General features: G+C 34.3%; 20 protein-coding genes. 1 reads left to right on the plus strand and 19 read right to left on the minus strand.

Going from position 1 to position 24,989, the window contains the following annotated elements:
• Positions 1-187 precede the first annotated feature (187 nt).
• The 8 genes from LDK52_RS14565 to pdxS form a co-directional block, all read right to left on the minus strand.
• Positions 188-772, minus strand: coding sequence for a YdhK family protein (locus LDK52_RS14565; protein ID WP_277586686.1), 585 nt, complete (start codon positions 770-772; stop codon positions 188-190).
• A gap of 408 nt (positions 773-1,180) precedes the next feature.
• On the minus strand, positions 1,181-1,555 hold the full coding sequence (locus LDK52_RS14570) for a hypothetical protein (RefSeq protein WP_277586687.1): 375 nt from the start codon (positions 1,553-1,555) through the stop codon (positions 1,181-1,183).
• Positions 1,556-1,847: 292 nt separating this feature from the next.
• Positions 1,848-4,265: a heavy metal translocating P-type ATPase gene (locus LDK52_RS14575; RefSeq protein WP_277586688.1), complete on the minus strand. Its 2,418-nt coding sequence runs from the start codon at positions 4,263-4,265 to the stop codon at positions 1,848-1,850.
• A gap of 309 nt (positions 4,266-4,574) precedes the next feature.
• Positions 4,575-4,787, minus strand: coding sequence for a copper ion binding protein (locus LDK52_RS14580; protein ID WP_277586689.1), 213 nt, complete (start codon positions 4,785-4,787; stop codon positions 4,575-4,577).
• A gap of 15 nt (positions 4,788-4,802) precedes the next feature.
• Positions 4,803-5,129: a metal-sensing transcriptional repressor gene (locus LDK52_RS14585; protein WP_277586690.1), complete on the minus strand. Its 327-nt coding sequence runs from the start codon at positions 5,127-5,129 to the stop codon at positions 4,803-4,805.
• Between the two features lie 115 nt (positions 5,130-5,244).
• Positions 5,245-6,165: a plastocyanin/azurin family copper-binding protein gene (locus tag LDK52_RS14590; RefSeq protein WP_277586691.1), complete on the minus strand. Its 921-nt coding sequence runs from the start codon at positions 6,163-6,165 to the stop codon at positions 5,245-5,247.
• A 606-nt stretch (positions 6,166-6,771) separates the two neighbouring features.
• Entirely contained in the window at positions 6,772-7,368 is a 597-nt protein-coding gene (pdxT, locus tag LDK52_RS14595; protein ID WP_277586692.1) for a pyridoxal 5'-phosphate synthase glutaminase subunit PdxT, read from the minus strand.
• 1 nt (position 7,369) lies between these two features.
• Positions 7,370-8,254, minus strand: coding sequence for a pyridoxal 5'-phosphate synthase lyase subunit PdxS (gene pdxS / locus LDK52_RS14600; protein WP_277586712.1), 885 nt, complete (start codon positions 8,252-8,254; stop codon positions 7,370-7,372).
• 520 nt (positions 8,255-8,774) lie between these two features.
• Here pdxS and LDK52_RS14605 point away from each other — a divergent pair.
• Complete coding sequence (locus LDK52_RS14605) at positions 8,775-10,838, plus strand: copper-translocating P-type ATPase (protein WP_277586693.1); 2,064 nt, start codon at positions 8,775-8,777, stop codon at positions 10,836-10,838.
• Positions 10,839-10,925: 87 nt separating this feature from the next.
• On the opposite strand, the gene LDK52_RS14610 is transcribed toward LDK52_RS14605, so the two are convergent.
• From LDK52_RS14610 to LDK52_RS14660, 11 genes are all read right to left on the minus strand, one after another.
• Positions 10,926-11,384, minus strand: coding sequence for a VanZ family protein (locus tag LDK52_RS14610; protein WP_277586694.1), 459 nt, complete (start codon positions 11,382-11,384; stop codon positions 10,926-10,928).
• A gap of 209 nt (positions 11,385-11,593) precedes the next feature.
• Positions 11,594-12,328: an urease accessory protein UreH domain-containing protein gene (locus tag LDK52_RS14615; RefSeq protein WP_277586695.1), complete on the minus strand. Its 735-nt coding sequence runs from the start codon at positions 12,326-12,328 to the stop codon at positions 11,594-11,596.
• A 22-nt stretch (positions 12,329-12,350) separates the two neighbouring features.
• Positions 12,351-13,274, minus strand: coding sequence for a F510_1955 family glycosylhydrolase (locus LDK52_RS14620; RefSeq protein ID WP_277586696.1), 924 nt, complete (start codon positions 13,272-13,274; stop codon positions 12,351-12,353).
• Between the two features lie 15 nt (positions 13,275-13,289).
• On the minus strand, positions 13,290-13,967 hold the full coding sequence (locus tag LDK52_RS14625; RefSeq protein ID WP_277586697.1) for a response regulator transcription factor: 678 nt from the start codon (positions 13,965-13,967) through the stop codon (positions 13,290-13,292).
• Between the two features lie 52 nt (positions 13,968-14,019).
• Positions 14,020-15,381: a HAMP domain-containing sensor histidine kinase gene (locus tag LDK52_RS14630; RefSeq protein WP_277586698.1), complete on the minus strand. Its 1,362-nt coding sequence runs from the start codon at positions 15,379-15,381 to the stop codon at positions 14,020-14,022.
• 78 nt (positions 15,382-15,459) lie between these two features.
• On the minus strand, positions 15,460-15,993 hold the full coding sequence (gene resA / locus LDK52_RS14635) for a thiol-disulfide oxidoreductase ResA (protein WP_169360597.1): 534 nt from the start codon (positions 15,991-15,993) through the stop codon (positions 15,460-15,462).
• Positions 15,994-16,035: 42 nt separating this feature from the next.
• Positions 16,036-16,746, minus strand: a complete 711-nt coding sequence (locus tag LDK52_RS14640; protein ID WP_169360598.1) for a cytochrome c biogenesis CcdA family protein — start codon at positions 16,744-16,746, stop codon at positions 16,036-16,038.
• A 582-nt stretch (positions 16,747-17,328) separates the two neighbouring features.
• Positions 17,329-19,170: a TnsD family Tn7-like transposition protein gene (locus LDK52_RS14645; RefSeq protein WP_277586699.1), complete on the minus strand. Its 1,842-nt coding sequence runs from the start codon at positions 19,168-19,170 to the stop codon at positions 17,329-17,331.
• A 15-nt stretch (positions 19,171-19,185) separates the two neighbouring features.
• The gene (locus LDK52_RS14650; RefSeq protein WP_169360600.1) at positions 19,186-21,093 is read right to left on the minus strand and encodes a TnsD family Tn7-like transposition protein; all 1,908 of its coding nucleotides are present in this window, start codon (positions 21,091-21,093) and stop codon (positions 19,186-19,188) included.
• 1 nt (position 21,094) lies between these two features.
• On the minus strand, positions 21,095-22,813 hold the full coding sequence (locus tag LDK52_RS14655) for an ATP-binding protein (RefSeq protein ID WP_277586713.1): 1,719 nt from the start codon (positions 22,811-22,813) through the stop codon (positions 21,095-21,097).
• On the minus strand, positions 22,803-24,968 hold the full coding sequence (locus LDK52_RS14660) for a Mu transposase C-terminal domain-containing protein (RefSeq protein WP_169360601.1): 2,166 nt from the start codon (positions 24,966-24,968) through the stop codon (positions 22,803-22,805). The genes LDK52_RS14655 and LDK52_RS14660 overlap by 11 nt, the downstream gene beginning before the upstream one ends.
• Positions 24,969-24,989: the final 21 nt, after the last annotated feature.

A 24,989-nucleotide genomic window follows, 5' to 3' on the forward strand; every position in this document is an offset into this window, starting at 1 on the left:
CGCATTTCAATAGCCTTCATTTTTACTTCTACTGGATAACTCACTCTTGTACCCATAGAAAAAACACCTCCGTGTTGAATTTAGGTATTGTATACCCGTTTTTCAACGAAAGGTGTTTTTATTTGTCTCATTTGTTTAGGTCAGTGCATAATGGATAGGTTTTTTGAATGAATCTAAAAATAAAAAGTTATTTTGTTGGTGACAATTCACTTTCAGTTACCCACTTATGATTAGTCACTTTGTCTCCGGAAGTAGAAGTATAATTAACCATATACACTGTTGTTTCTTCAGCCGAATCAATTTCAGCGGTTGCTCCTTCCATCCCCTCCATATGTTCAGCTGTTAGGACTACTTCTGTACCAGGTTCTAATGGTGCCGATTGTGGTTCTCCTAATTCTTCATGAATGACCCATTTATGATTCTCTACTCGTTCCCCACCAGTTGTAGGAGTATACGAAACAGTATAAACAGTTGTATCATAAGCACCGACAATCGTTGCTTCGGCACCTTTCATACCTTCCATATGATCTGTTTCAATAATAGCTTGACTACCTACTTCAAAAGTTGGATTTTCAGCTACTTTTAAGTTTTCAGGAACTTCACCTGATCCAGACATATCCATATTAGAATGTTCCATACCCTTACTTTCTTCCGTATTCATTTCTTTGTGCTCTTGTGTGTCCATTTCCGTTTCCTTTTCATCACCAGCACAAGCAGACAATGTAATTGCGATAGCGAACGAACCAAGACCCATAAATAATTTTTTTTTCATTGTTATCCTCCTCTAAACTCTAATAAATTTACAACAAGATACAGCTGTTGTTTTAAACAATCTTACACTGAAATTATGAAAAAATTGTGCAGACCAGTTACTGAAGATTCTAATACCTGAATTTTATCACTATGTAATTTGTCTTTATACTTTATTATTTCCCTATTTGTTTGAAAAAAAACTAGGACTTTAATTTAATCTTATTTCCCTACACTTGTTATATCTATGTAGCAAATAAGATAACTGTCCTTAACAATAAGCATCCAATCAATTCTTCCATACAAATAATTTTTTCATAAAAAAAGAGCAATGATTCTTGTGAAATCAACGCTCTTTTTGTATTAAATAATATCTATAATATTGGTTACTGTTAGATATTCACTTAAGGGTATTAAAGTCTAGAAAAAATTATATAAAAAACCACCTGATAGAGGCCCAGGATATCAATAGAAAAACGCTTGAAATATCGAAGAAATACCAGATAAACTGTCTACTTTCTTGATTTTGCAGTTTTTTATAATCTTTATAAGAGATTTCCCCCATAGCGTACCTTAACCCATTTTCATTTGGTTCTACACTAATTTGTAATCCTTCATTGTTTTCTAAATTTACCATTGTTATTAATGATATTTCTTCTCCGATATTTTGCATTTGAAAATCTTGTATTCCAACATTTTTTTCACTAATAAAATCCAGACTTACTGGTTTGTATATAGTGTTTTTAATTATCTTATCACTTATGATAAGAGCTTGTTGTTCGATTACATTAGTTGAAAAGCACATAGTTTTCACCTCATAACTATTATATTCAAATTATGTTCCAAAGGTCTCTATTACGTAAAATAAAGGTGATTATTGTTTCAAAATTCTTTATTGTATGGAAAAACTTTAACTTTATTCGGAAGACTTTTAAATACCTTATAACAAACATATTAATAGTGCAACGTGAGGGATTATTCATTAATTAAAAATATGGAAGATTTAACTTAATATAAGTAGCTCCTTAGTGAAGTTTAATTCACACCACCTCAGATAAATAAAAATTAACCCACCGAAGTGGGTCAGATTAAAAGTTTTACTTTTCTAGTTTTACTCTTTGAAGTCGTAATGCATTTAGTACAACAGATACAGAACTAAATGCCATAGCTGCCCCTGCTACCCAAGGTGCAAGTAATCCGACTGCGGCAATCGGTATGCCTAACGTGTTATATGCGAATGCCCAAAAAAGATTTTGCTTAATATTTCTCATCGTCTTGTGGCTCATAATAATTGCATCCGCTATGCTGTTTAAGTCTCCTCTTATCAATGTTATATCTGCAGCTTCCATCGCAACGTCTGTTCCTGTTCCAATGGCCATCCCGATATCGGCGACTGCAAGAGCTGGAGCATCATTAATTCCATCTCCAACCATCGCTACTTTCTTTCCAGCTGCCTGAAGTTTTTTAACCTCTTCGGCTTTTCCTTCAGGAAGTACCTCAGCGATAACATGATCTATTCCAACCTCTTTACCAATCGCTTTAGCTGTACGTTGGTTATCACCAGTCATCATGATCACTTCAATATTCATATCACGTAAACGCTTGATGGCTTTCTTAGACGTTTCCTTGATTGTATCCGCAACCGCAATAAGCCCTGCATATTGACCGTCTATACTTGCCAGCATGGCTGTTTTTCCATTTGCCTCTAATTCTTCCATTATCGTTAGTATGGTAGAAATATCCACGTGATATTGGTTCATTAACTTTCGAGTTCCTACAAGAACATCTCTTTGATTAACTGTTGTTTTTACTCCATATCCAGGGATTGCTTCAAAATCTTGAACTGTATCGAGTAATATCCCTCTATTTTGAATTCCTTTCACAATCGCTTCTGCAAGTGGATGTTCGGATTGTTTCTCTGCTGTACCAACCAAAGAAAGAAACTCCTCTTCATTTACACCATCTGCAACAATTACATCGGTTAACTCTGGTTTACCATTCGTAACTGTTCCAGTTTTATCAACAACTACTGTATCAATATGATGCGTGGTTTCGAGGTGTTCTCCACCTTTAAACAGAATACCAAACTCAGCTGCCCGACCTGAACCTGCCATAATGGAGGTTGGTGTTGCAAGACCAAGGGCACATGGACAAGCAATAACAAGAACGGCAATCAGAGCTTCGAGTGCAGGAGTAACTTCTCCTGGGTTTACCCATATAATCCATACCAAAAAAGTAATAATGGCAATACCTATTACAATTGGAACGAATACGCCAGATATTTTATCTGCAAGCCTTTGAATTGGGGCTTTGGAGCCTTGAGCATCTTCCACTACTTTAATTATTTGAGAAAGAGCTGTGTCTCTTCCGATTTTCGTTGCTTTCATTCTAATAAAACCATTTTTATTAATTGTTGAACCAAATAAAGAATCACCAATCGTCTTATCGACTGGAATACTTTCACCAGTTAACATTGACTCGTCGACAGCAGAGTTTCCCTCCATTACCTCTCCATCAACCGGTATTTTTTCTCCTGGTTTTACTAAAATAATATCTCCGGTTACAACTTCTTCAAGAGGTATTTCTATTTCCTTTTCATCTCTTAGAACCAAGGCTGTTTTAGCTTGAAGTCCCATAAGCTTTTTAATAGCCTCAGACGAACGCCCCTTTGCTTTTGCTTCGAAAAGTTTACCTAATATAATTAGGGTAATCAGCACTGAGCTCGTTTCAAAGTACAATTGGGCGTTATGGTGCTCACCAATTGTAATGAAAGTCTGATAAACACTATAAAAGTAAGCTGCAGATGTACCCATAACAACTAGGACATCCATATTGGCACTCCCATTTCGCAATGCTTTATAAGCACTTACATAAAACTGTTTCCCAATGATAAATTGAACTGGTGTTGCCAAAGCCATTTGTACCCAGGGATTCATAAGAAACTCGGGCATGTAAATAAACGATGTAAAAGAAAAGTGACCAACCATAGACCACAATAAAGGAAGGGACAGGATTGCCGAGATAATAAATTTTTTCTTTTGCTTTTTAATAGCTTGCTCTCGGTAATCTATTGCTTCTTTTTCATCTTCTTTATTAATTGCCCCATATCCTAATTTCTCAACTCGCGCAATAATATCCGAAACATTAATCTGAGAAGGGTTATATTCAATAGTTGCATTTTCAAGCGCTAGATTAACGTTGGCAAATGAAACTCCCTCTAACTTGTTAAGACCTTTTTCAATTCTCGTAGCGCAGGCAGCACAGGTCATTCCTGTTATTGCAAACTCTTTATTTTCCTTTGCAATGCCATACCCTAGATCTTGAATTTTCTTTTCAAAATCTTGATTAGTCAATTTTTCAGGATCGTATTTAATCATAGACTTTTCAAGAGCCAAGTTTACATTGGCTTGTTCTACGCCATCCATTTTTTTTAGGCCTTTTTCAATTCTTGTAGCACAGGCTGCACAGGTCATTCCTGTAATTTGTAGACTAGTTTCTTTTAATTCACTACTCATTTTGTTTACACCTCTCCTTTAAATACTACCTGGGGGTATAAGTGGAAGTAAGAAAGAGAGTGCCAAATAGCACTCTTACTCTATTATTCCACGTCATAACCTTGGTCATCAATTATTGCCTTAATTTTATCTATACTTACCTTTTCTGAATCAAAAGCTAAATCCACATGACATTCCACTCACATTCAATGTTACGTTTTCCATATTTTTCACTTCTCCTTTTTCTATTATTATTAAAATCCCATACCATTGGGGGTATAAAATATGAAAAAAAATGCTGTGATTTAAACACCACTCTACTTATTATATTTAGGCAACTACTGTATATCCTTTACCTTCGATGGTATCCGTAATTTGTTTAATATCTGTTTGCGAATCATTAAATTCTATATTTACTTTTCCTGTTTCTAATTGTACATTAACTTTCTCCACACCACTAAGTGCGCTAACGCTATTTTCAACAGATTTTACGCACCCACCACAAGTCATTCCTTGAACTTGTATAGTCACTTGATTTGTCATTTAAATCTCCTCCTCTTATTTTCTCATTAATTTTTGAATTGTTACTAATAATTCATCTAAAACCTCATCGTCACCTTCAGCTAATCTATCCACTACACAGCCTTTTAAATGTCCTTGTAAAAGTACTTTAGCTACACTATTTAGAGCGGACTGAGTTGCAGAAAGCTGTGTGATTATATCGTCACAATAGACGTCTTTGTCTACCATTCCTTTTATTCCTCGAATCTGACCTTCAATACGGTTTAATCGATTTGTTAAATCTTTTTTCACATGTTCAGGATGATGACTTTTTCTACAAGACACCTTAGATAATAACGTACCTTCTTCTATTACACTTTCCAAATAAGCAACCTCCTATCCTTATTTTTATAATACAGTACCCGCAGGGGGTATGTAAAGAGATATGTTTAATGATTTATTTAGATTTACTAAATTTTTATTTATCACTCTAAAATCCCTATTTCACTACAACCTGACCGACCATTCCAGATTCCTTATGTCCTGGGATAGTGCAAATATATTCGTAAATTCCTGTGCTAACAGGGATGAAATATAAGTTTTCTGTACTTTTAGGTTCGGCATGAAGATGTATAAGATTTTCTTTAGTCTCGTGATTATGTTTTAGGTCGTTATCGTTAAGAGTTGGGATTTTTATTTCAATATCATGCTCAATATTGTCCAAATTTTCTAGAACAAGAGTGACTGGCTGATTTTTCTCTATAAATACCTCTGTTATTGAGTATTTCATATTTTTAGCTTGTATCGTAATAACTTGTGAATTTTTATTTGTATTATTCGCCTCATTATTTGTATGGTTCTGATGTTCTGATATAGAATCCTTAGATTTGGAACTTATTTGCTTTTCCGCTAAGGAAACACCTCCAATAAAATAAAAAATAATACTAATTGCCAGGATGACCGGCTTTAATAGCCATCTTTTATTTTGTATCTTTTGATTTTTCTTGTCTGGTAATAAGAAAAATAGAAAGATTGTGGTAATAGATAACAATAGAAATATTCTTATTAAAGCAATTGATTGTTCCTCGTTTATCATTTCTCCTAACATCGCACCCATCATACCACCCATCAAACCAGACATTACCCCTTCTAAAACAGATAATACCCCAAAATATCCGCCACATATTGAACCGGCTAACATTCCGATACCCATCGATAGAATTGTGGAGAGGAATAAGTCCCCTTGATATGTTACTCCTAAGAGAATACCAGCAGTCAACCCAATATTCATACCAAAAAACATAGAAGTTATCATCCCTTGCATGGGATTAAATATACTTTTCGATATCCTCGCTAATATAAAAACTATTAAAGCTAACCCCACAAGCGACGCTAATATAAATATTTGATAATATCCCATCTTTCCACCCTTTTTATTAAACTGTAAGAATTGTTTCCGTATTCTATATATACTTTATACCCCTTTATGGTATGCGTTTTTTTAGAAAAAATTTAAAACACCACATTTTTTTATGACTATACTGTTCAGTGTACTTGTGAAGAGTGTCAGTATTCCCTTCAAAAGTTACCAAACTACTACGCGTTAAAAAATAGATACAGTAAACGCTTTGGCACGTTTTCGTGCACAAAGCCTTTTACTATTTAGATTGGAGGTACACAGATGGAACCTTTAAGTAATTTATTAATTGAAGATAAACAAATAAAAAAGTTAGTAAAAGAGTTAGAGAATGATAGAGACCAATAGTTAATAACTAATAGGGTTGAAAAACGACAAAAAAGCCCCCGTCCATGAAAAAGGGACGAGAGCATACCCGCGTTGCCACCCTGATTAATTCAGTCATAGACGGAATCCACTTACTTTACTGTAACGCTTCTCAACTCCACGACTTACTAATAATTCGCCGCACAAGTGTTAATATCAACTTTCACCATGCGCTGATGCTCTAATGAACGTGATTGTTACTGCTTCCGAACATCATTTTTGATTCATGAAATTACTCGTACATTATTTTACGTGAACCTCATTTGCAAGACTTTCCTTCACCATTTCTATAAAGTATGTCATTATACGATGATCATCTGTTAATTCGGGATGAAAGGAGCATCCTAACAAATGACCTTGTTTTACCATCACGATTCTATCTCCATGTGTAGCAAGTATTTCAACGTTTTCCTCTACACTTACGATTTGAGGTGCTCGAATAAATACTGCCGGAAAGTCAGTTGCAACACCTTCAATATTTAAATCTATTTCAAAGCTATCAACCTGTCGACCGTAAGAATTACGTTCAACAATAGCATCAAGTTTACCTACATGTGAATAATCATACCCAACTAATTCTTTAGCAAGTAGGATCAAGCCTGCACATGTTCCAAACATCGGTTTACCATCTAATGCAAATTGTCTCAGTGGTTCAAGCATTTCAAATCGATCAATAAGCTTTCTCATAGCTGTACTTTCTCCTCCAGGGAGTATTAAACCTTCCACTAACGCTAAGTCCTCCACACTTTTTACCGTGATAGCCTTTGCCTCGCATGCTTCAATAGAATGAATATGCTCTCTAATAGCACCTTGCAGTGCTAAAACACCTATTTTAACCATATTACCACCCTCTATCTTGCATACGATCTCCAGCAGACAAACGAGAAATTTCAATTCCTTTCATTGGTATTCCCAAATCTTTAGAAATCTCTACAAGTAATTTATAATCTTGGAAATGTGTTGTTGCTTCTACAATAGCTTTCGCAAATTTCTCTGGGTTTTCTGATTTGAAAATACCGGACCCAACAAATACGCCATCAGCCCCAAGTTCCATCATTAGAGCTGCATCTGCAGGTGTTGCTACTCCACCTGCCGCAAAGTTCACAACCGGTAATTTACCAGCATGCTTAATTTGTAATAAAACATCATACGGTGCACCTAAAATTTTAGCTTCCGTCATTAGTTCATCTTCGCTCATATGTACAATTTTACGAACCTGTGCATTTACCTTACGTAAATGACGCACTGCTTCTACAATGTTCCCTGTTCCAGGTTCTCCTTTGGTACGCAACATCGAAGCTCCTTCTCCAATTCGACGTGCTGCCTCCCCAAGATCCTTACATCCACAAACAAACGGTACTGTAAATTCACTTTTACGTAGATGATATTCCTCATCTGCTGGAGTCAGCACTTCTGATTCATCAATATAGTCAACGCCCATTGCTTCTAAAATACGCGCTTCTGTAATATGTCCAATTCGTGCTTTAGCCATTACTGGAATCGTTACTGCTCCCATTACCTCTTCCATAATGCGTGGATCTGCCATACGAGCTACTCCACCTGCTGCACGAATATCCGATGGTACTCGTTCTAATGCCATAACTGCAACTGCACCTGCCGCCTCAGCAATTCTTGCTTGCTCAGCATTAATAACGTCCATAATAACGCCACCCTTTTGCATTTCAGCCATTCCTCTTTTTACTCGATCTGTTCCTGTTAAATTAATTGTCATATTTATTTTCCCTCCATTATCTTTATAAGCTTAGTATAATAAAATATGACCCTGCGAAAAGCGTCAGAATTAAAATAATTGAAGTGGTCAGATTAGAGGGAAGGATGGATTTTTAATGTTCTAGCTGGTATAAGAATCAAAAACTCCACTGTATGAACAATTATATCGTGCTATAAAAGAAGCAAATATAAACGGAAATTGAAGAAGATATTAAGCTTCCCTCTAAAAGTAAACTAGCTAATTATTTAACTAACTGTTTAACCCACCCTGTATTGACAGCTGAAACCGTCTTTTATCATCTCCCTATGTGAGGAAATAGATTATTCGGCATTAGTCCCCTGAGCCGGGATCAAACACTCCATAATAGAGAACTTTAAAAAGCTCATGTTGTTTGGCTGACATCCTCATTGAGTGATGTCAAAATTGTTTTGCTATTATAATATTGCATAATTAATGCATATTTATTGTATATACTAATTGCAAAACTATATAACGAGGCAGGTGGAACTTGAAGATGACTAATCACTCACATCATGAACACAATTCCAATAACCAAAAAGGACAAGGAGAACATGATAGTCATGGTGCTGATCAGACCCATGGCATTAAACAAACTCTTAATGGACATCATAATCACCATTCCCATATGGTGGAGGATTTTAAAAAACGTTTTTATATTTCATTAATTATTACGATTCCAATTTTAATACTGTCCCCAATGATTCAAATGTTCCTTGGGGTTGATTGGCGCTTTGAAGGTGATATGTATATACTGTTTGCGCTCTCTACTTTCATATTCTTTTATGGTGGTTGGCCATTTCTTGTGGGAGCAAAAGACGAACTAAAAAAACGTAACCCTGGGATGATGACACTAATTTCCTTGGCTATTAGCGTGGCGTATGTATATAGTACAGCTTCTGTATTTGGTTTTGCTGAAAATGATTTCTTCTGGGAATTGGCTACTCTTGTTGACATAATGTTACTTGGTCATTGGATTGAAATGAAATCTGTTATGGGTGCTTCGAAAGCTTTGGAGGAACTTGCTAAATTAATGCCTTCGGAAGCTCATCTTGTCGACGATGAAGGTAGAGTAACAGAAGTAGAAGTGGCTAGTTTAAAACAAGGAAATCGAGTTTTGGTCAAACCTGGCGAAAAAATACCTATAGACGGTAAAATAGTCGATGGAAAATCTACGATTGATGAATCCATGCTAACAGGTGAATCTGTCCCTATTGAAAAAGAAGCTAACCAAGAGGCTATTGGAGGATCAATTAATGGTGAAGGTGCACTTATTATTTCTGTAATGAAAACGGGAAATGAAACCTATCTTTCCCAAATTATTAGTTTAGTTAAAGAAGCACAGGAATCTAAGTCCCGCGCTCAAGACCTTGCAAATAGGGCTGCAAAGTGGTTATTTTACGGTGCCCTTGTAGCAGGCCTTGCAACATACTTCATTTGGATTTCTCTTGGTTATCCAGTTTCCTTTGCCATGGAAAGAATGGTTACGGTATTAATCATAGCTTGTCCTCATGCTTTAGGGCTTGCAGCACCTTTAGTGGTTGCAGTATCCACTTCGATTGCAGCCAAAAATGGCCTTCTGATTCGAAATCGTGCAGCCTTTGAAGGAGCTCGCAATATCGAAGCAGTCGTTTTTGATAAGACAGGAACTTTAACGAAAGGTGAATTTGGTGTAACAAATATAAGTACTTCAAAGGATTATAGTGAGAAAGATGTTATTTCATATGCAGCGTCGGTAGAAGTTCAGTCCCAACATCCACTAGCAAAAGGTATTATAAAAAAAGCAACGGAAATGGGTATTACACCTTTAAAATTAGGGAACTTTCAATCATTAACTGGAAAAGGCCTCCGAGGAACAGTGAACGGAAAACAAATCCTAGTGGTTAGTCCTGGATATATCAAAGAATTGAATTTAAATTATGACAAAGAACAATTTGACACGTGGTCTTCAGAGGGTAAGACAGTTGTTTTCACTTTGGTGGATAATAAGTACGCAGGTATGATCGCACTTTCAGATATCGTTCGCGAAACAGCAATTGAAGCCATTAATCAACTTAAAGAAATGAAAATTAAATCTATTATGCTAACAGGTGATAATGCTAAGGTTGCTCAATATGTCGGACAACAGTTAGGTATGAAAGAAATCTTTCCAGAGGTTCTTCCTCATCAAAAATCCGAAAAGATTGAACATATACAAAGGACAGACGGCCTTCTTACTGCAATGACGGGAGATGGTGTCAATGATGCGCCAGCTCTTGCAAAAGCTGATTTAGGAATTGCTGTAGGTGCAGGAACTGATGTTGCAATAGAAACTGCTGATGTCGTCCTTGTAAAAAGTAATCCGCTAGATGTAGTTAATATTATCAAGCTTTCAAGAGCTACTTACCGAAAAATGACACAAAACTTATGGTGGGCTGCAGGATATAATATTGTAGCAATTCCATTAGCAGCAGGATTCTTTTATAAATATGGAATTGTACTAAGTCCTGCATTTGGGGCGATCTTAATGTCTCTAAGTACAGTAATAGTTGCTATCAATGCGCGACTACTAAAGCTGTAGATGTGTTTTTCATAATAATTTATTTAAGCTCTAAGGAGAAGTAAATTCTTCTTGGAGTTTTTGCAAATTTAGTGAATAGGAAATAGTTTAATACTTCTTAACAAATCTATCGTTCCAAATTGCAAATCCTATTACAGCACCTAGCATGTTGAGAATCAAATCATCAATATCGAAACTTCCTCTTCTTGAAACCACTTGTGTTACCTCAATCAATAATAATAAAACAGTCATTGTAATTACATATATACGTATATTATTAATTCTTTTAATAATGAGCGGTAAAAAAATGCCCATAGGTAAAAACAAAATTAAATTACCACCAAGGTTTTTTAAAGGGATCTTAATATTCAAAGTTCCATGGGCTATAGAATGAATATATAGATTTATAGTTCTAAATGGTATAAAATTTGAAGACCAATTTATGTATTCCCCAAAAGATACCTCTGACAATCTATAACCTCTTGAATCAAAGAATAATATAAAAACTAATGCAAATAAATATAATATTAAACTAATACAAACTAAAGTATTTTTAGCAGTGTTCATTTCTTTCCTCCTGATAAACTTTCCTCATCAACACGAACTACTTCATATAACATGTATTTTAAATAAAAAATACATGGAGAGACCCATTAGACAGGCTCTTCCATGCAGTACTTTTAGACTAACTATTTAAGTATTATATAATCTAACTGCTTTTTACTACTAACAGGGAATAATTTTGTCTTCTTAATATTTGACAGCTCATTTGTAAATTATATCCCCCAATAAGTGATGGTATCAAAAAGTCCTATAACTACTAAAACGCCCCCCGCTATGCGTTGTATCAATCTTCCCATTTTCATGCTACGTTTCATAATTATTTTCTTAGCATCAAATAACCATATTAAAACAAATAAAAGGATTAGTGGAATCGACGTTGCAATTCCAAAGACAGCAGGTAATAAAAAACCATAGGAAGTTGATACAACAGTTGGCATAAGCCAGACAAAAAAGAGAACAAACATAGTTGGACAAAATGCGAGTGAAAAGCTTGCTCCCAACATAAAGGATCCCGGCTTTCCTTCCTTTAATGCCATAGGGATATACATTGTTAAACGATTAAGAAATCTAAGCTTAAAAATTCCTAAAAGTACAAGTCCAGTAATTACTAGTAGTGGACCAATTACTTTACGAAATAAAGGGAAATACTCTGTCATTTTAGTTTCAAATGATTGACCAAATATCCAAGCCAGCAACCCAATCAGACTAAATACTATAATCTTTCCTGCTATAAAGGATAGTATTTCTCCCCAATTATTTTTCATTTGAACAGTGCGATTTCCGTAAAATGTAATTGCACTCATATTTCCTGTCAGTTGGCATGGTGCCACAGCTCCAATCAAGCCGAGAAGGAGCGCAACTACAATTGGGGAATGTTCATAGGAGCGTAAGAAAACAGTAACTGGTTCACTAATTGTTTGACTAAATCTCGACATCAAACTATACATCCGTGAAACACCCTCCACCTTCTTATTCTGCTAACTCACCGTTAGAAGCAATCTGGTCCCAAGTTAGTCCTTCATCTTTTGTTATATAAATATTATTACTATTTGTAACTAATACAATCTCTTGTTGATTTTCAGGATTTACTGAGATAAAAGTGATTGGATCCATCTTCAATTCTTTTGGAAGTTGTATATTAATTTCTTCGTTACTCTCAAACAAGAAGGACTTAAGGTAGACGGTATTATTCTCAAAATTAGTATATAAACCTCCCGTTTCAGTCAATGTTACATAAGTGATCATTTTTGTATCATTCATTAACTTAAAGTTTTGGCCATAATCATTCGAAATAAATAATCCATCCTTACTACCGATTGTAATCAATTCTTTACGAGTGGGATGAGCCGACAAATTAGAAATATAATCGTAATTAAACCCATTCATAGCAGCTTTAGTCCATGAATCTCCTTCATTTAGAGAATAATGTAGACCTGCGTCCATTTCTTCAACTGGCATTTCATTTAACACGTAAATTGTACTTGAATCATAACCAGCTGCAAGGTAATGAAAATCAATCTCTCCGTAAAACGCTAATTGTTCGAAACTTGCTCCTTCATCTATGCTTTTAATAAGACCAAGAGGATTTTTATATTCAGAACCTTCTTCTGGATGACCACTTGAAAAGAATCCTTCTCTTACAGCTTGAAAGCCCATATAGTCATGTTTTTGACTATTTGCTTCTTTCCAACCATCCTTGGCATATTTATATAACCCAAGATGAGTTGCAATGACGACATCGCTTTCTCCATTTATATAACCTAAACCGTGTATATGATCAATTTTATTATTATTTACTCCCTCGAATGAGAAAACATCATTTTCATTTGAGTTACATGCAGATAGGACTAATATTAATACTAATAAACTGAATATAATTTTATATTTCTTCATTTCGACTTTTCTCCTTTAGCTCCATTTATATCCTATTCCCCATACAGTTTTAAGAAATTCATCAATAGGAAAGCCAGCATTTTTCAATTTCTCTCTTAAATTTCGAATATGTGAGTCCACTGTTCTCGTATCTGTATATGTGTCATACTCCCACGCAGCATGCAAAAGTTCTTCTCGTGTAAAAGTCTTTTTAGGGCGAGAAATTAATGCTTCCACGATATAAAACTCCTTCAATGTTAATGGTGAGATTAGACTATGATATTGCAAGGAATAAGTTTCTTTATCTAACTTAAAGTCTTCGTATGAAATCTTTTCTTCCTCTGTTTTGTGTTCAGAGAACCGTCGTAAAACGGCATTTACTCTAGCTACCAACTCTTTTTCATCGAAAGGTTTGGTAATATAATCGTCCGCCCCTGTGTTTAATCCTTTTACTAAATCCATCTTATCGGATCTAGCTGTAAGCATAATAATAGGTACATTTGAAAATTCACGTATCTTTCTACATACTTCCCATCCATCTACATCTGGCATCATAACGTCTAACAGGACAAGATTAACTTTCTCGTTTCTTAGTAACTCAATTGATTCCAGGCCATTTGTTTCTTTAATACATCTGAATCCAAGCGGTAGGAGAAACAATTCAATTAGATCTAACATCCTTTGCTCATCATCAACCAATAAAATTGTCCGCATATATTCTAAAAACCTCCTATTCAATTACTGCTAGACGAAATTCTAAATAAAGCTAAATCATTATGGTAAATGTACTTCCTTTGCCCAAGACACTTTGGACTTCAATGCTACCACCATGTGCTTCTACTAATTCCTTCACAACAGCAAGTCCAATTCCCGAACCACCAGATAAACGTGAGCGCGACTTTTCAACACGATATAACTTTTCAAAAATGAATTCAATTTCATCAGAGGGGATACCTCTTCCGAAATCAATTACGGAAATGATTGTTTTCTTTTCTTTTTTATGAACTTTCAGTGTAACCTGTGTATTTTCTTTAGAATATTTCAAGGCATTATCCAGTAAATTCAATACAATTTGCTCTAATCGTAGGGAATCAGCATGGACTTGAAAGTTGTCCCCACATACAAAACTAAGCTTAATATTCTTCATCTCAAAAGAAGGTCCAACTAGTTTGATAATATTTTCAAAAAACGTTTGTGCCCAAAAATAATCTTTTGTCACAGTAAAAGTATTCTCATCCATTTTTGCTAAATCTAATAAATTTCTCACAAGTTCTTTCATTCGTTCTGACTCTTCAGCTATTATTGCAAGATACTGTTCTCGTTCTTCTATACTAATTTCTTTTCTCATGGCTACATTTGAATAACCAATTAAGTATGTTAAAGGAGTTCTTAGTTCATGAGCAACCGAGGCTAGAAACTCATTTCGCTCTGTTTTCATCCTTTCTAAATCATCAGCTAATTTTTGAATAGAACCTGACAAATCACCAAGTTCATCTTTACCGATGTATGGAAGACTCACTTCAAAATCCCCTTTGCTTAATTTCTCAGTGGCTTCCTTCATACGTATTAAAGGTCTTGTGAGAAGTCTAGATAGAGCTGTATAGACAATAAATAGAAGAAAAACACTCGTCCCACCAGCAATCCCAAAATGCATGTTTAACTTATCCACCAATTGTTCAATAGAACTTGTACTTTGAAACATGACAACATAGCCTGATTGGTTATTACTCCCTTTGTAAGGGTGTGCACTAATGATATATGGAGACTCTTCCCAATCCGAAATCAATACCTCATCGCTTCTCAAATCAAGATTCTTAATTAGAGGAAGAAATTCTGTTAAAGATGCATTGTTTTTGAAGGAGCTACTAATGATTCCACCTTTATTATCCGTAATGACAACTTCTCTATCTCCTCCTTTTTCCATCAATACGATATGTTTCATGGTTGTTTCGGAATAGTATTCTTCAAGTACTTCTCTATGATTTGATCCGTTTTTCAACAATAAAGAAAATTCTTCATCAATTCTTGTGTGAATAATATTTCTATGGAGATAAAAAATTAGAAATGTTTCCATTATCAATACAACAATAAAAAAGTAGGCTGTTAACTTTGTCGATATTCTATTCATTAGAGCATTCGATCCTCCCAACTAGTTAAATCTGGATTGTTAAGTTGCAAATACATTGTTGTCTGATAACATTTAAGTTTAGATAGGCAATATTTGCTCCATATATTGTTTTATACTGTCTTCACTCATCTCGCCGGTTATTATTTTCTCTATTTTCCCTTCTGGGTTAATAAGAAAAGTAGTTGGCAAAGGGTTAATATTATAAGTTTCCATTACACTTTTATTGTCATCAATTAAAACTGGAAAAGTTAAGCCTTTTCGATCAATATATTTTTGAACTACAAAATCAGATTCTCCTATGTTTACCGCTAGTATTTGAAGTCCTTGATCTTTAACTTCTTGATACTGTTTGTCCATTAGCGGAAATTCTCTTTCACATGGTTTACACCAAGTTCCCCAGAAATTCAAAAAGACTCCTTGTCCTTTGTACTCCGACAATTGATGTCTTTCTCCATTCATATCAGTTAGAACGAAGTCAGGAGCTTCATCTCCTACTTGTAATACACCATTTTTCTCTTTAGATAAGTTAGAATATATGGTGAAGATAATTACTCCAACCATTAATATCAAGAGTACAAACCGTATGTAAAATCTTTTTTGCTTCTTATCCATAGTAACAATAAACCTACTTTCCTAATTATTTATAATTGTGCTCTAAAACCCTGTAAATCCTCCAAAAAAAGGAGTTAAAATTGCTATTATTTTTGTCATCATATCAAAATACAACAAGATACCCATTATAATCATTAAAAATCCACCTAATCTCATGAAAAGTCCATTTCTCTTTTGAAGAAACTTCATTTTTCCAATAAACAATGACATTATGAGAAACGGAATGGAGAAACCCAGTACATAAAATAGCATATACAACATTCCTCTGTCAGGGTCAGAAACTCCTAAAGCAATTACACCTGCTAGTATTGGTCCAGTACACGGTGTCCATCCAGCAGCAAACCCCATACCGATCAATACGGATCCTATATAACCTTTAGGTCTTTTTCTGAATTGGACTCTTTTCTCTGATAGTAAAAATTCAAATTTAAAAACCCCAATAACTACTAAACCAAAAAATACGAGGATAATAGCACCAATTTGTCTTAGTAAGTCTTGGTATTGAAGAAAAAACGTCCCGATGAAAGAGGTGGAAAAACCCAATGCCATAAAGATGGCTGAAAATCCAAGTAAAAATAGAAGCGTGTGTACCAATGCCTTCTTATTTAGTATTCCTTTTTCTTCTTTTAGTTCATTTAAAGATACCCCGGTAACATAGGACAGAAATGCAGGATAAAGGGGTAATGAACAAGGTGATATAAAAGACAGTAATCCCGCACCAAAAGCTAAAAATAAACTTAATTGTTCAAACAAAGAGTTTCACCTAACCTTTCATGCTTATAATCTACTAACAATGCTTTCTAATCCTTCTAGCAATTCAAAGAGTTTAAATAAGTCACTAAACTTATAGATATTTATCCAAGCTGTGCCTACTTGCGTGTCTTTATATTAAGAGGACATTAACTAACAAAATATTCTAAATAATAATATTTGAACGATTTAAGATATATTATTCAAACTAGAATCAACAAAGGATTAGCCTTGGGACAACTGATTAAGGCAATCCTCTGAGATAGTATAGAGAATAAATATGAAGAAACTATGCAGAAGTAACCCCAAAAAATATTATAATGAACTTTATGAGCTTTCTGTGTCTAACTATTTTTTTGTTTTCTTCATTAGATTTTTTAGATAAGACTACTTTCAATTCAAAAAAAAATGTATTTGAAAAACATTAGCACCGTAATTTTACCTATACAATTAATAAACGAGGTAACCCTAATCAAATTAGGGTTACCTCGTTTATTATAGAATGACATGTTTAGTTTACCTTGTAATTGCTTCTTACTTGTTTTGCTTTTTCCTCGAAAGTATCCTTGTCATATAGTTGACACTTTAAATAGAGCTATTTAATCTTATCTTTTTAATTATTAAATCTTTTAAATGATTTAGAACATCGGTTCTTAATCCTGCCTTCTTAGCAATTTTCCATACTTTTAATATTTCATTGTTTCTCATCAGCTCTTCAATACTTAAGTCTATTCTACGAATTTGAAATTGTTCTGTTGTTTCTACAACTCTTTCCAGTTCTCTTTTGGTTTTGGGTAGTTTTTCTAACTGTTTTTCAATCAAGGATAAGTATCCTATTCTCCTACCTATTTCAGCCTTAGTTATACGAAGCTGTCTTATTGTTATTAATTGATTTGCTGTTTCCCTTACCAGCATTGCCATATTCTCATCCCTATAATTCCAATCTACTCGATTCTTGTTAGATCTTTGATTCATATTATTGGGTTTATTTTGCATCAACCAATTCCTATCATGCTTATATAACCAATTGTATAACGATTTTCTTAATGGAGATGGTTGTTCATTTTTAATAAATATCCATTCATTTCTCCTTGTTTGTATAAAACCGTTTAGAGTTTTTAGTGTGCTATTATATATATTGGTATCAGTGATCAATAAATTAGCCTGGCGTTTAACAGTCTTAGGGTCAACACCCAATTGTCTTGCTTTTTCCCTTAAAGATAACTTTTCATCTCCCCATAATACCCAAAGTTTATTCTTCCAAACATCGCCAAACTCCTTTATCCGCCCAAATTCCATTTGAGCTCCTTCAGACGTATCAGGTCCCCTTCGTGAATAGACAAATCCGCATTCACAAGTAAAAGTCCCAACTGGTTTCCCCGTATCCGAGCATCTTGTAATAGTACATAAAGTAATGACTTTCTCTCCAAAATGTCTTGATACTTTATTTAAACAAGGCCAAGGACCATTGAAGAATGGATTAACTAACGTTGATGAAGAATTACTTTCTAAAATTGTGGAAGTTATGCTCTGCCCCAAGAAACCGTGTAATAAGATATGCCTCAGCGGGTGAATCACTTCATCAGAATTTCGCAAAAATTTATGTAACCAGGTATGCTGTTTATCTTCTTCCACATGACTTCCCATTAATGTTAATAAATCACGTCCATAATAATTGTTAAAGCTAGGGATTAGTTTATAGAACTTTATTCTACCCTTTACTGATAACATATTTATATTCTGTATTTCTTTTAAATAAATGTTCCTTACATTATCTTTTCTTACAATCTTCTCTGAATTGTAATTTAGTAAATAAAATGAATTCTGCGCTATAAATAAATTTAGATAATTTTCTACAATTACCTCTTCCGTATTAATATTTATTGTAATAGTGTCTAAAGGAACAAATTCATGCTTATTTCTTCTTTGCGAGTACGGAACATTAGCCTCTCTTAAATTAACCTTATGCTTGTAACATACTATAACTCCCGGTATTTGATGTGCACGATGCCAATAAGCTAAACCATACTGAGCTCTATTATTCATTGCACACACTGTACAATATCTTAAATTTTTGGGAGGTTTCACACCGTTTGCGGTTAAGCCCACCAACATATGGATAGAACGTCCGTTGCTAAAGTACATTTCCTCTCGAATATTTTCTAGTCTATCACTAGGAATAAAGTGACTATAATAGGGCATTAAAGTATGGTCATAAAGCAATTTCTCTTTGCTGATAACTTTACCAGGAATCCGTGAAGCTAATACATCTAGATTGCATGGTAAATCAGTTACAGAACATACTGTTTCACACCCGAATAAATCTCTCATAGTTTTTTTAAAGCTTTCATTTCCAGAGTAATTATGATATCTGGCTAATGCACTATATAGCAATTCGTCTGGATAAAGTGGAGGAAAAAAATGCATACTTCTTAATGCTCCTTACGACGAGTTAATTTGATCGATTTGATCCTCTAACCATTGTATAACCGTAAGTGAACTCTTTTTATACATTTTAAATCTATTTTGAATCAATTTTAACGATAAATTTTTATACCTGGATTCTTTAAACCACTTAACTACTTTCGGGAAAATACGAATTAAATATTGATCGTCTGTTTCTAAGCTACGCTCTATTAAATGTATTGTCCTTGGAAGATACTCACTAAATCTATAACAACGGTTCTGCACAAAACTTGGTATTGTTTTAAATATTGAAGTTTTGGTAATCTTCGTTTCAGGTGGATTTTCCCACAATCTATCTACAGCTGCTGAAACTAGTTGATACATTTCATCATCTAAAGATTCTAAATTCAGCATTTTAGGTAATTTTCTTTTTGGTGGCAAATGAAGTTCCATCCAAGTACGATCATGCTTCATTCCCCAATCGTATCGATGAATATTGTATTTTCTAATTTGAGGTCTATTTGCTCGCTTACCTAAAATACTAATAGCTTCGAGAACAGTCTCTTTACATAGTTCTAACTTTGAATTGTTGTCTGTTACCGCTACCTCAAGTTTTCCTTGCAAAATCTCTTTGTGTCCATTATTCTGGTTTATTGTTAACAGATTACTTTCATTTTCCTTCTTATAAAGCTTCAAATACTTTCTAACAGTTGTTCTATTTGAACGAAGGAACTCTGCAGTTTGAGTAATAGTATACCCTTTGTTAATATACTTTGTTGCCTGATTAATAAATAATGCACCCATTGTTTCAATTGAAAATAGAGTTTCATCTTCCAAATGGGGAAAACCTTTTCTATAATAAGTCATTCCACAATAATTACAAGTAAAATAGCCAGTAATCCACTCATGAACTTTTCTTCTACATATATTTATTACCCTTTGATTATACTGGGGACATATTCGATTATTACATACCCATGGACCATTTCCGAATGGTAATGGAAAGAAATAAGTTTCATCCTGTTTTAAGAAGTTCTCTGTATTCCCAGAAAGAAAACGCATTAATAAAATGTAAAATATTGTATGCTTTCTCAAATCATCTGGTGCGAATAAACTAGGCATTACTCTCAAAAGTTCATTAACATTCAATCCTAACTCAATTAAAACTTCTTTCCCATAGTAATCAACCATATCAGAAATAAGGTCCTTCTTAAAAATAGTATCTCCTTTAAAATGAATGTATCCTCTGTTTCCTAGGCGAACCATTAGTTGTTGATAGACATAGTTTAATGTTAAGGTGTTATACGACATAAGTGCTTTAATATCATCTAGGAATTCATATTTATTGGTGTCCATCCATTCTTTAGTATTTTCATTAATCTCATGGCCATTCGGACACTTGGGCTCGGTTAACATTAAATTAGCATTACTGCTTGCAAAAGGTATGTCGCAGTGAGAGCAACTATAAACGAGTTTTGTTTCGTGAATAGGACAAACGGTTAAAAAAGAAAATTGATGTGTTCTGTGCGCATATACTTCTCCGAACCTTTCATAATCATCATTTAGGCAAGTCGGGCAATACCTAATACTATTTGATAAAAACTGGTTTTCCAGTGTTTTAATTTTCATGCTTAAACCGCCACTAGAATTGTAAAATACATTGGTTATAGTATTGTGTAAGTCTTTATTAACAAAAGGTCGAAAAAGAGGATAGAATGTGTGATTATCAATAAGATTTATTATAAATTCTTCAGAAACTCCTAGCCCATTAATAACATGAATTAAATTTTCAGGGTACATAACCATAGTAGAATATGCTTTTCCTAATAATTCTTTTCTATTTTTTAGATAAGATCTATGTGGGGAACGTAAATGGTATCTATATAAAATACTCCTAAAATCTTCATCTGGAAAAGTAGTTGGGAAAGATATGATATTGCTCATATCAAGTCTCCTCTTTCCCTAAAACGAATTCCTCATATAAACTAACAAGTCCAGCATCTCGAAGTGCTTCATCAGTGGTTTTATTAGTATTTAAACCTTCAAAGACCACGAACCTTAAATCATCGTGATCGTATTCTTCCAGGTTTTTCTTCCTTCTCTTATTGCTTTTACTTGATTTTCCAGTAACCTCTTCGCTCGTTGCAATACTGTTGTTTTCCAATACTAACTTTGCCATTTCAGCATACAACAGCTCATTATCCTGTGAACCATTGTTTTCTCGTTCAACTCTTATTGCATACTTTTTAGCTTCTTCTTCTGTACAACCCATCCTTGTCGCAAAGCTAGTTAATTGTTCAATTAAGATTCTCTTATTTCTTTGCAATAAAATTCTTTTATGCTCTTCCGACATCTGACCGTCTATTTGTATACGGTGACGAATATCCATAAGATAACTATTAAACGAGATCCAGTCAGGTTTTAAATCATCGAACTCATCAGCGTTTACTTCCTCTCCATTTCGAATACGTTCGAATATTGGTTGTACCAGTCTTAAAGTTTTATTAGCAACACTTTCTATCATTTCAACATCTATCTTTTCAGTGTCACTATATAGAATTGCATGGGATTGTACATGCATAAATAGTTTGACCGCAAAATCAGGAATTCCAATCGTATGATAATACATGGCAGATTTAATTTCAGGTGTAATTTCAGTGAAGCTTTTGGTATATTGCAGATCCCATAAACTCTCAATAAACTGTCCCCATTCCCATTCATCTTTCATTCTGTCCGTTATATTTTCTCCATAGCTATTAGATACTCCCCTACGGGTATTGGCTAAGCTCGATTTAAAAATATAAAGAGCTTTAAAAGTTCCTATAATGACAATTGGAATACCTATAGAATTAGTAAGTTCCGTAATGAAATCAATCATTTTTTCATCTCCGCCTGAATGAGCACGGTTTACTCTTTGGATTTCATCAATTACTAAAATGCCCAAATTTATTAAACCTGCAACTTTTGCCATACGCTTTGCTAATACTTCAATTCTGCCATCCTTCTCAGCTAAATCCTCATAGTAAGTAGTGCCCAACAAGTCATCAACAGCTGTATAAAAATTCCGACATAGAGCACCTATTGATTTATTACTAGGACATTCAATTTTTAACCAAACCACTTGTTTACAAGTTAATTGGTTATTTTTGTAGCTAGTATGATGAATTACTTGAGGAATCAAGGATAAAAGCTTGTCGTATGACTTCGATTTTCCCATACCACTTAATCCAATTTCTGCGCACTGTTGAGCAGTTTGGGTTTGTCCAAGGAGGTTTAGCCCCTTCTCATCTGTGCCATGTTCTAATATTTTGTCATATCCAACAGAAAGATACCTATGATATAGAGGAGTCATCGGATTCCTTGATTGATAGCCGATTTTTATCATACTATATAGGTTCCGGTATTTATTGAAATGAGAAGAAAGAGGTAACCAAAAACTAGGCTTAATCTGTTGTACCAATTCAATTCTATCCTCATCATCGAGGCCATCTATATTACCATTGAACCTTGGAACTGAATAAAGTAGATCATAGAGTTCTTCTCGTGATAAACGATTAGGAAGTGCCTCGATAAAAGGATTCCCTATACTTTCAGGGACAATTTGTTCCTTATATTCTGCTCTTACTTGATAGCCCTTTAAATAGATAAAACGATCATTTTTCATTTCCACGATTTTCTCGTCTCTCCTTGTTTTTAGACATTAAGAAAAGCTGCATTTCTGTCATTTTTGTAATTTCGGATTGACGATTTGTATTTTCACTATTACTTGAGACTTCATTACTTACCTGTTTAATATCTTCCTCTCTCTTAACTGTAGTCCATGCATCCTCACTAGAAGTCATCCTCTTGTCTAAATTACGTGCAAGTCGCTTATTCTTAAACTTTCCAGATTTCGGCATACCTCTTTGTGCCTCTTTTGTTTTCTCTTTCTCAGATAAAGATAAACTTTCTGCAACAGCATCTAGGGGACCCTCTATATTTACCCGTTGTTTTTTTAGCTGTTTAAGCTGTTTGTTCTTATAACTCAACAACACCTTAACATCATTGAAGTGTAAATCCCTATAGTCATTGAATTTTGGTGTTAGGAAGCACGGTTCAAATGTTCCATCCTTTAAACTAATAAAAATACTACTACAATTTCTAGGATCATAATTCACAACTACCTTTTTTTGTCCATAAATACTCTCTTGTTCAAACCACTTTTCCTCAAAACCTCTATCCGAAGAAAAGGACATTTTCTTAAAGGTAATACCGCTTCTTGTTACTATGCCTTCTCCTTTCGGTAGTAATTTTAATCTAATTAAATCTCGTGGCATTTCGTGGAGGAGATTCTTTTTTAATCCCCAGTTCCATATTCCCAATGGAGTCAATTCAACTTTTTCCTCGAACATTTCCCTCGTCATTAGATATTCATCCGGTAAAGCAGATTTGTTAAACTCAAGGACAAATAAAATAGTCAATTTCGAAAAAGCCTCGATTGTATGGACCGCGTAGTTCTCTGGGTTCTTGTCCCCTCTTTCTCGATGCTCCTTTCGAACAGCACTAACGGGTATGGATTCTCGTATTCTTGCATTATATCTACGAAATTGTTGTTCAATATATGGCTTAAAATCTCCACGATAGGAAGGTGTGTTTCCGACTCTCACATTAATATCCACTAAATTATTTGAGTTTCTACTTTTATGTTCTCCACGGTCTCCAACAATAAATTTAGGCAAATGGAGGCAAGGCCAATCTTCTTCCGTTATTTCTATTCCAAACCTTTTACAATACTCTACTTTATTAGTAGAAGCATTTTCTAAAGCTACCATTTCTTCTTCCCAAGATGGAGTAATGCAAATGTGTACACCGACAATCATTCTGGACATAACATCTTTGACAAAATATACATGTGCCCTACCTATTACCGTTTCTCTATCTAACGACACAAGAATTACATCTGCTGGAGTCGAATCAATCTCATAATAAGCACCTGGACCTTGAACATTTTCCTCTGGTGTACCCTTAAAAGCTCTTGCATTCATCTCTGCTTTTCGCTCACCATACCTTGCACTGTATTTCTGCTTTGAGTTAAAGTTGTTCTGATACCAATAGCGAAACATTCTTAATGTTGGACATTTCTCGGGTTCTACTATTGGGACCATTTCGTTAAACTCTCGATAAAATCCCGTTTTATACCTATGTTGTAAAAGTTTTTTATGGGTTTCTGTAATAGTTAATCCTTGTTCAATATGAAATTTTTTTATGGCCCATAGAAAATTTTCCTTGTCTTCATCACGGATAATATACTCATTTCCATCTTCAGCTTTTGGACCAGCTTTCTTATCAGAGTATTGTCTTTTATTTACCCCACAATCAAAGTAATTATTTAATAGACCATTAATTGATTTTCCATAAAACCAGTATTTTTTTATCCATTCATGAATAGTTTTTCTTTGTTTTCCTGTAATTTTCATTACCTCTCTAACCATTAAACCTCTAGATTCTGGATAGTATATCTCTGGTTCTTTCATAACTATTGACTTTATTATCTCCCACTTAATATCTCTGTTATCAATATGCCTCTTCGAATATTCCTGATTGGCTTTAATCAACCTTATATCAGGCTCTAAATTATATGTGCTTGCAACTCCATCTTCAATTAGTTGAATTAAATCTTGATACGAGCGAAAATAGGGAAATTGCATTTTTTTCCTATTCATTATATTCATAAGAACTACTTTACTACGATCCTCAGAAATCCATAATATTCTTTCCAACACTAATTCTTGGTCGGAAATATTTTCAAATTGTATTATGGTATTTTCAAATAATTGCATACAAATTCACCTCATTTTTTT

The sequence above is a fragment of the Psychrobacillus antarcticus genome, from assembly GCF_029533155.1.
In the GTDB taxonomy this organism is placed as follows: Bacteria; Bacillota; Bacilli; order Bacillales_A; family Planococcaceae; genus Psychrobacillus; species Psychrobacillus antarcticus.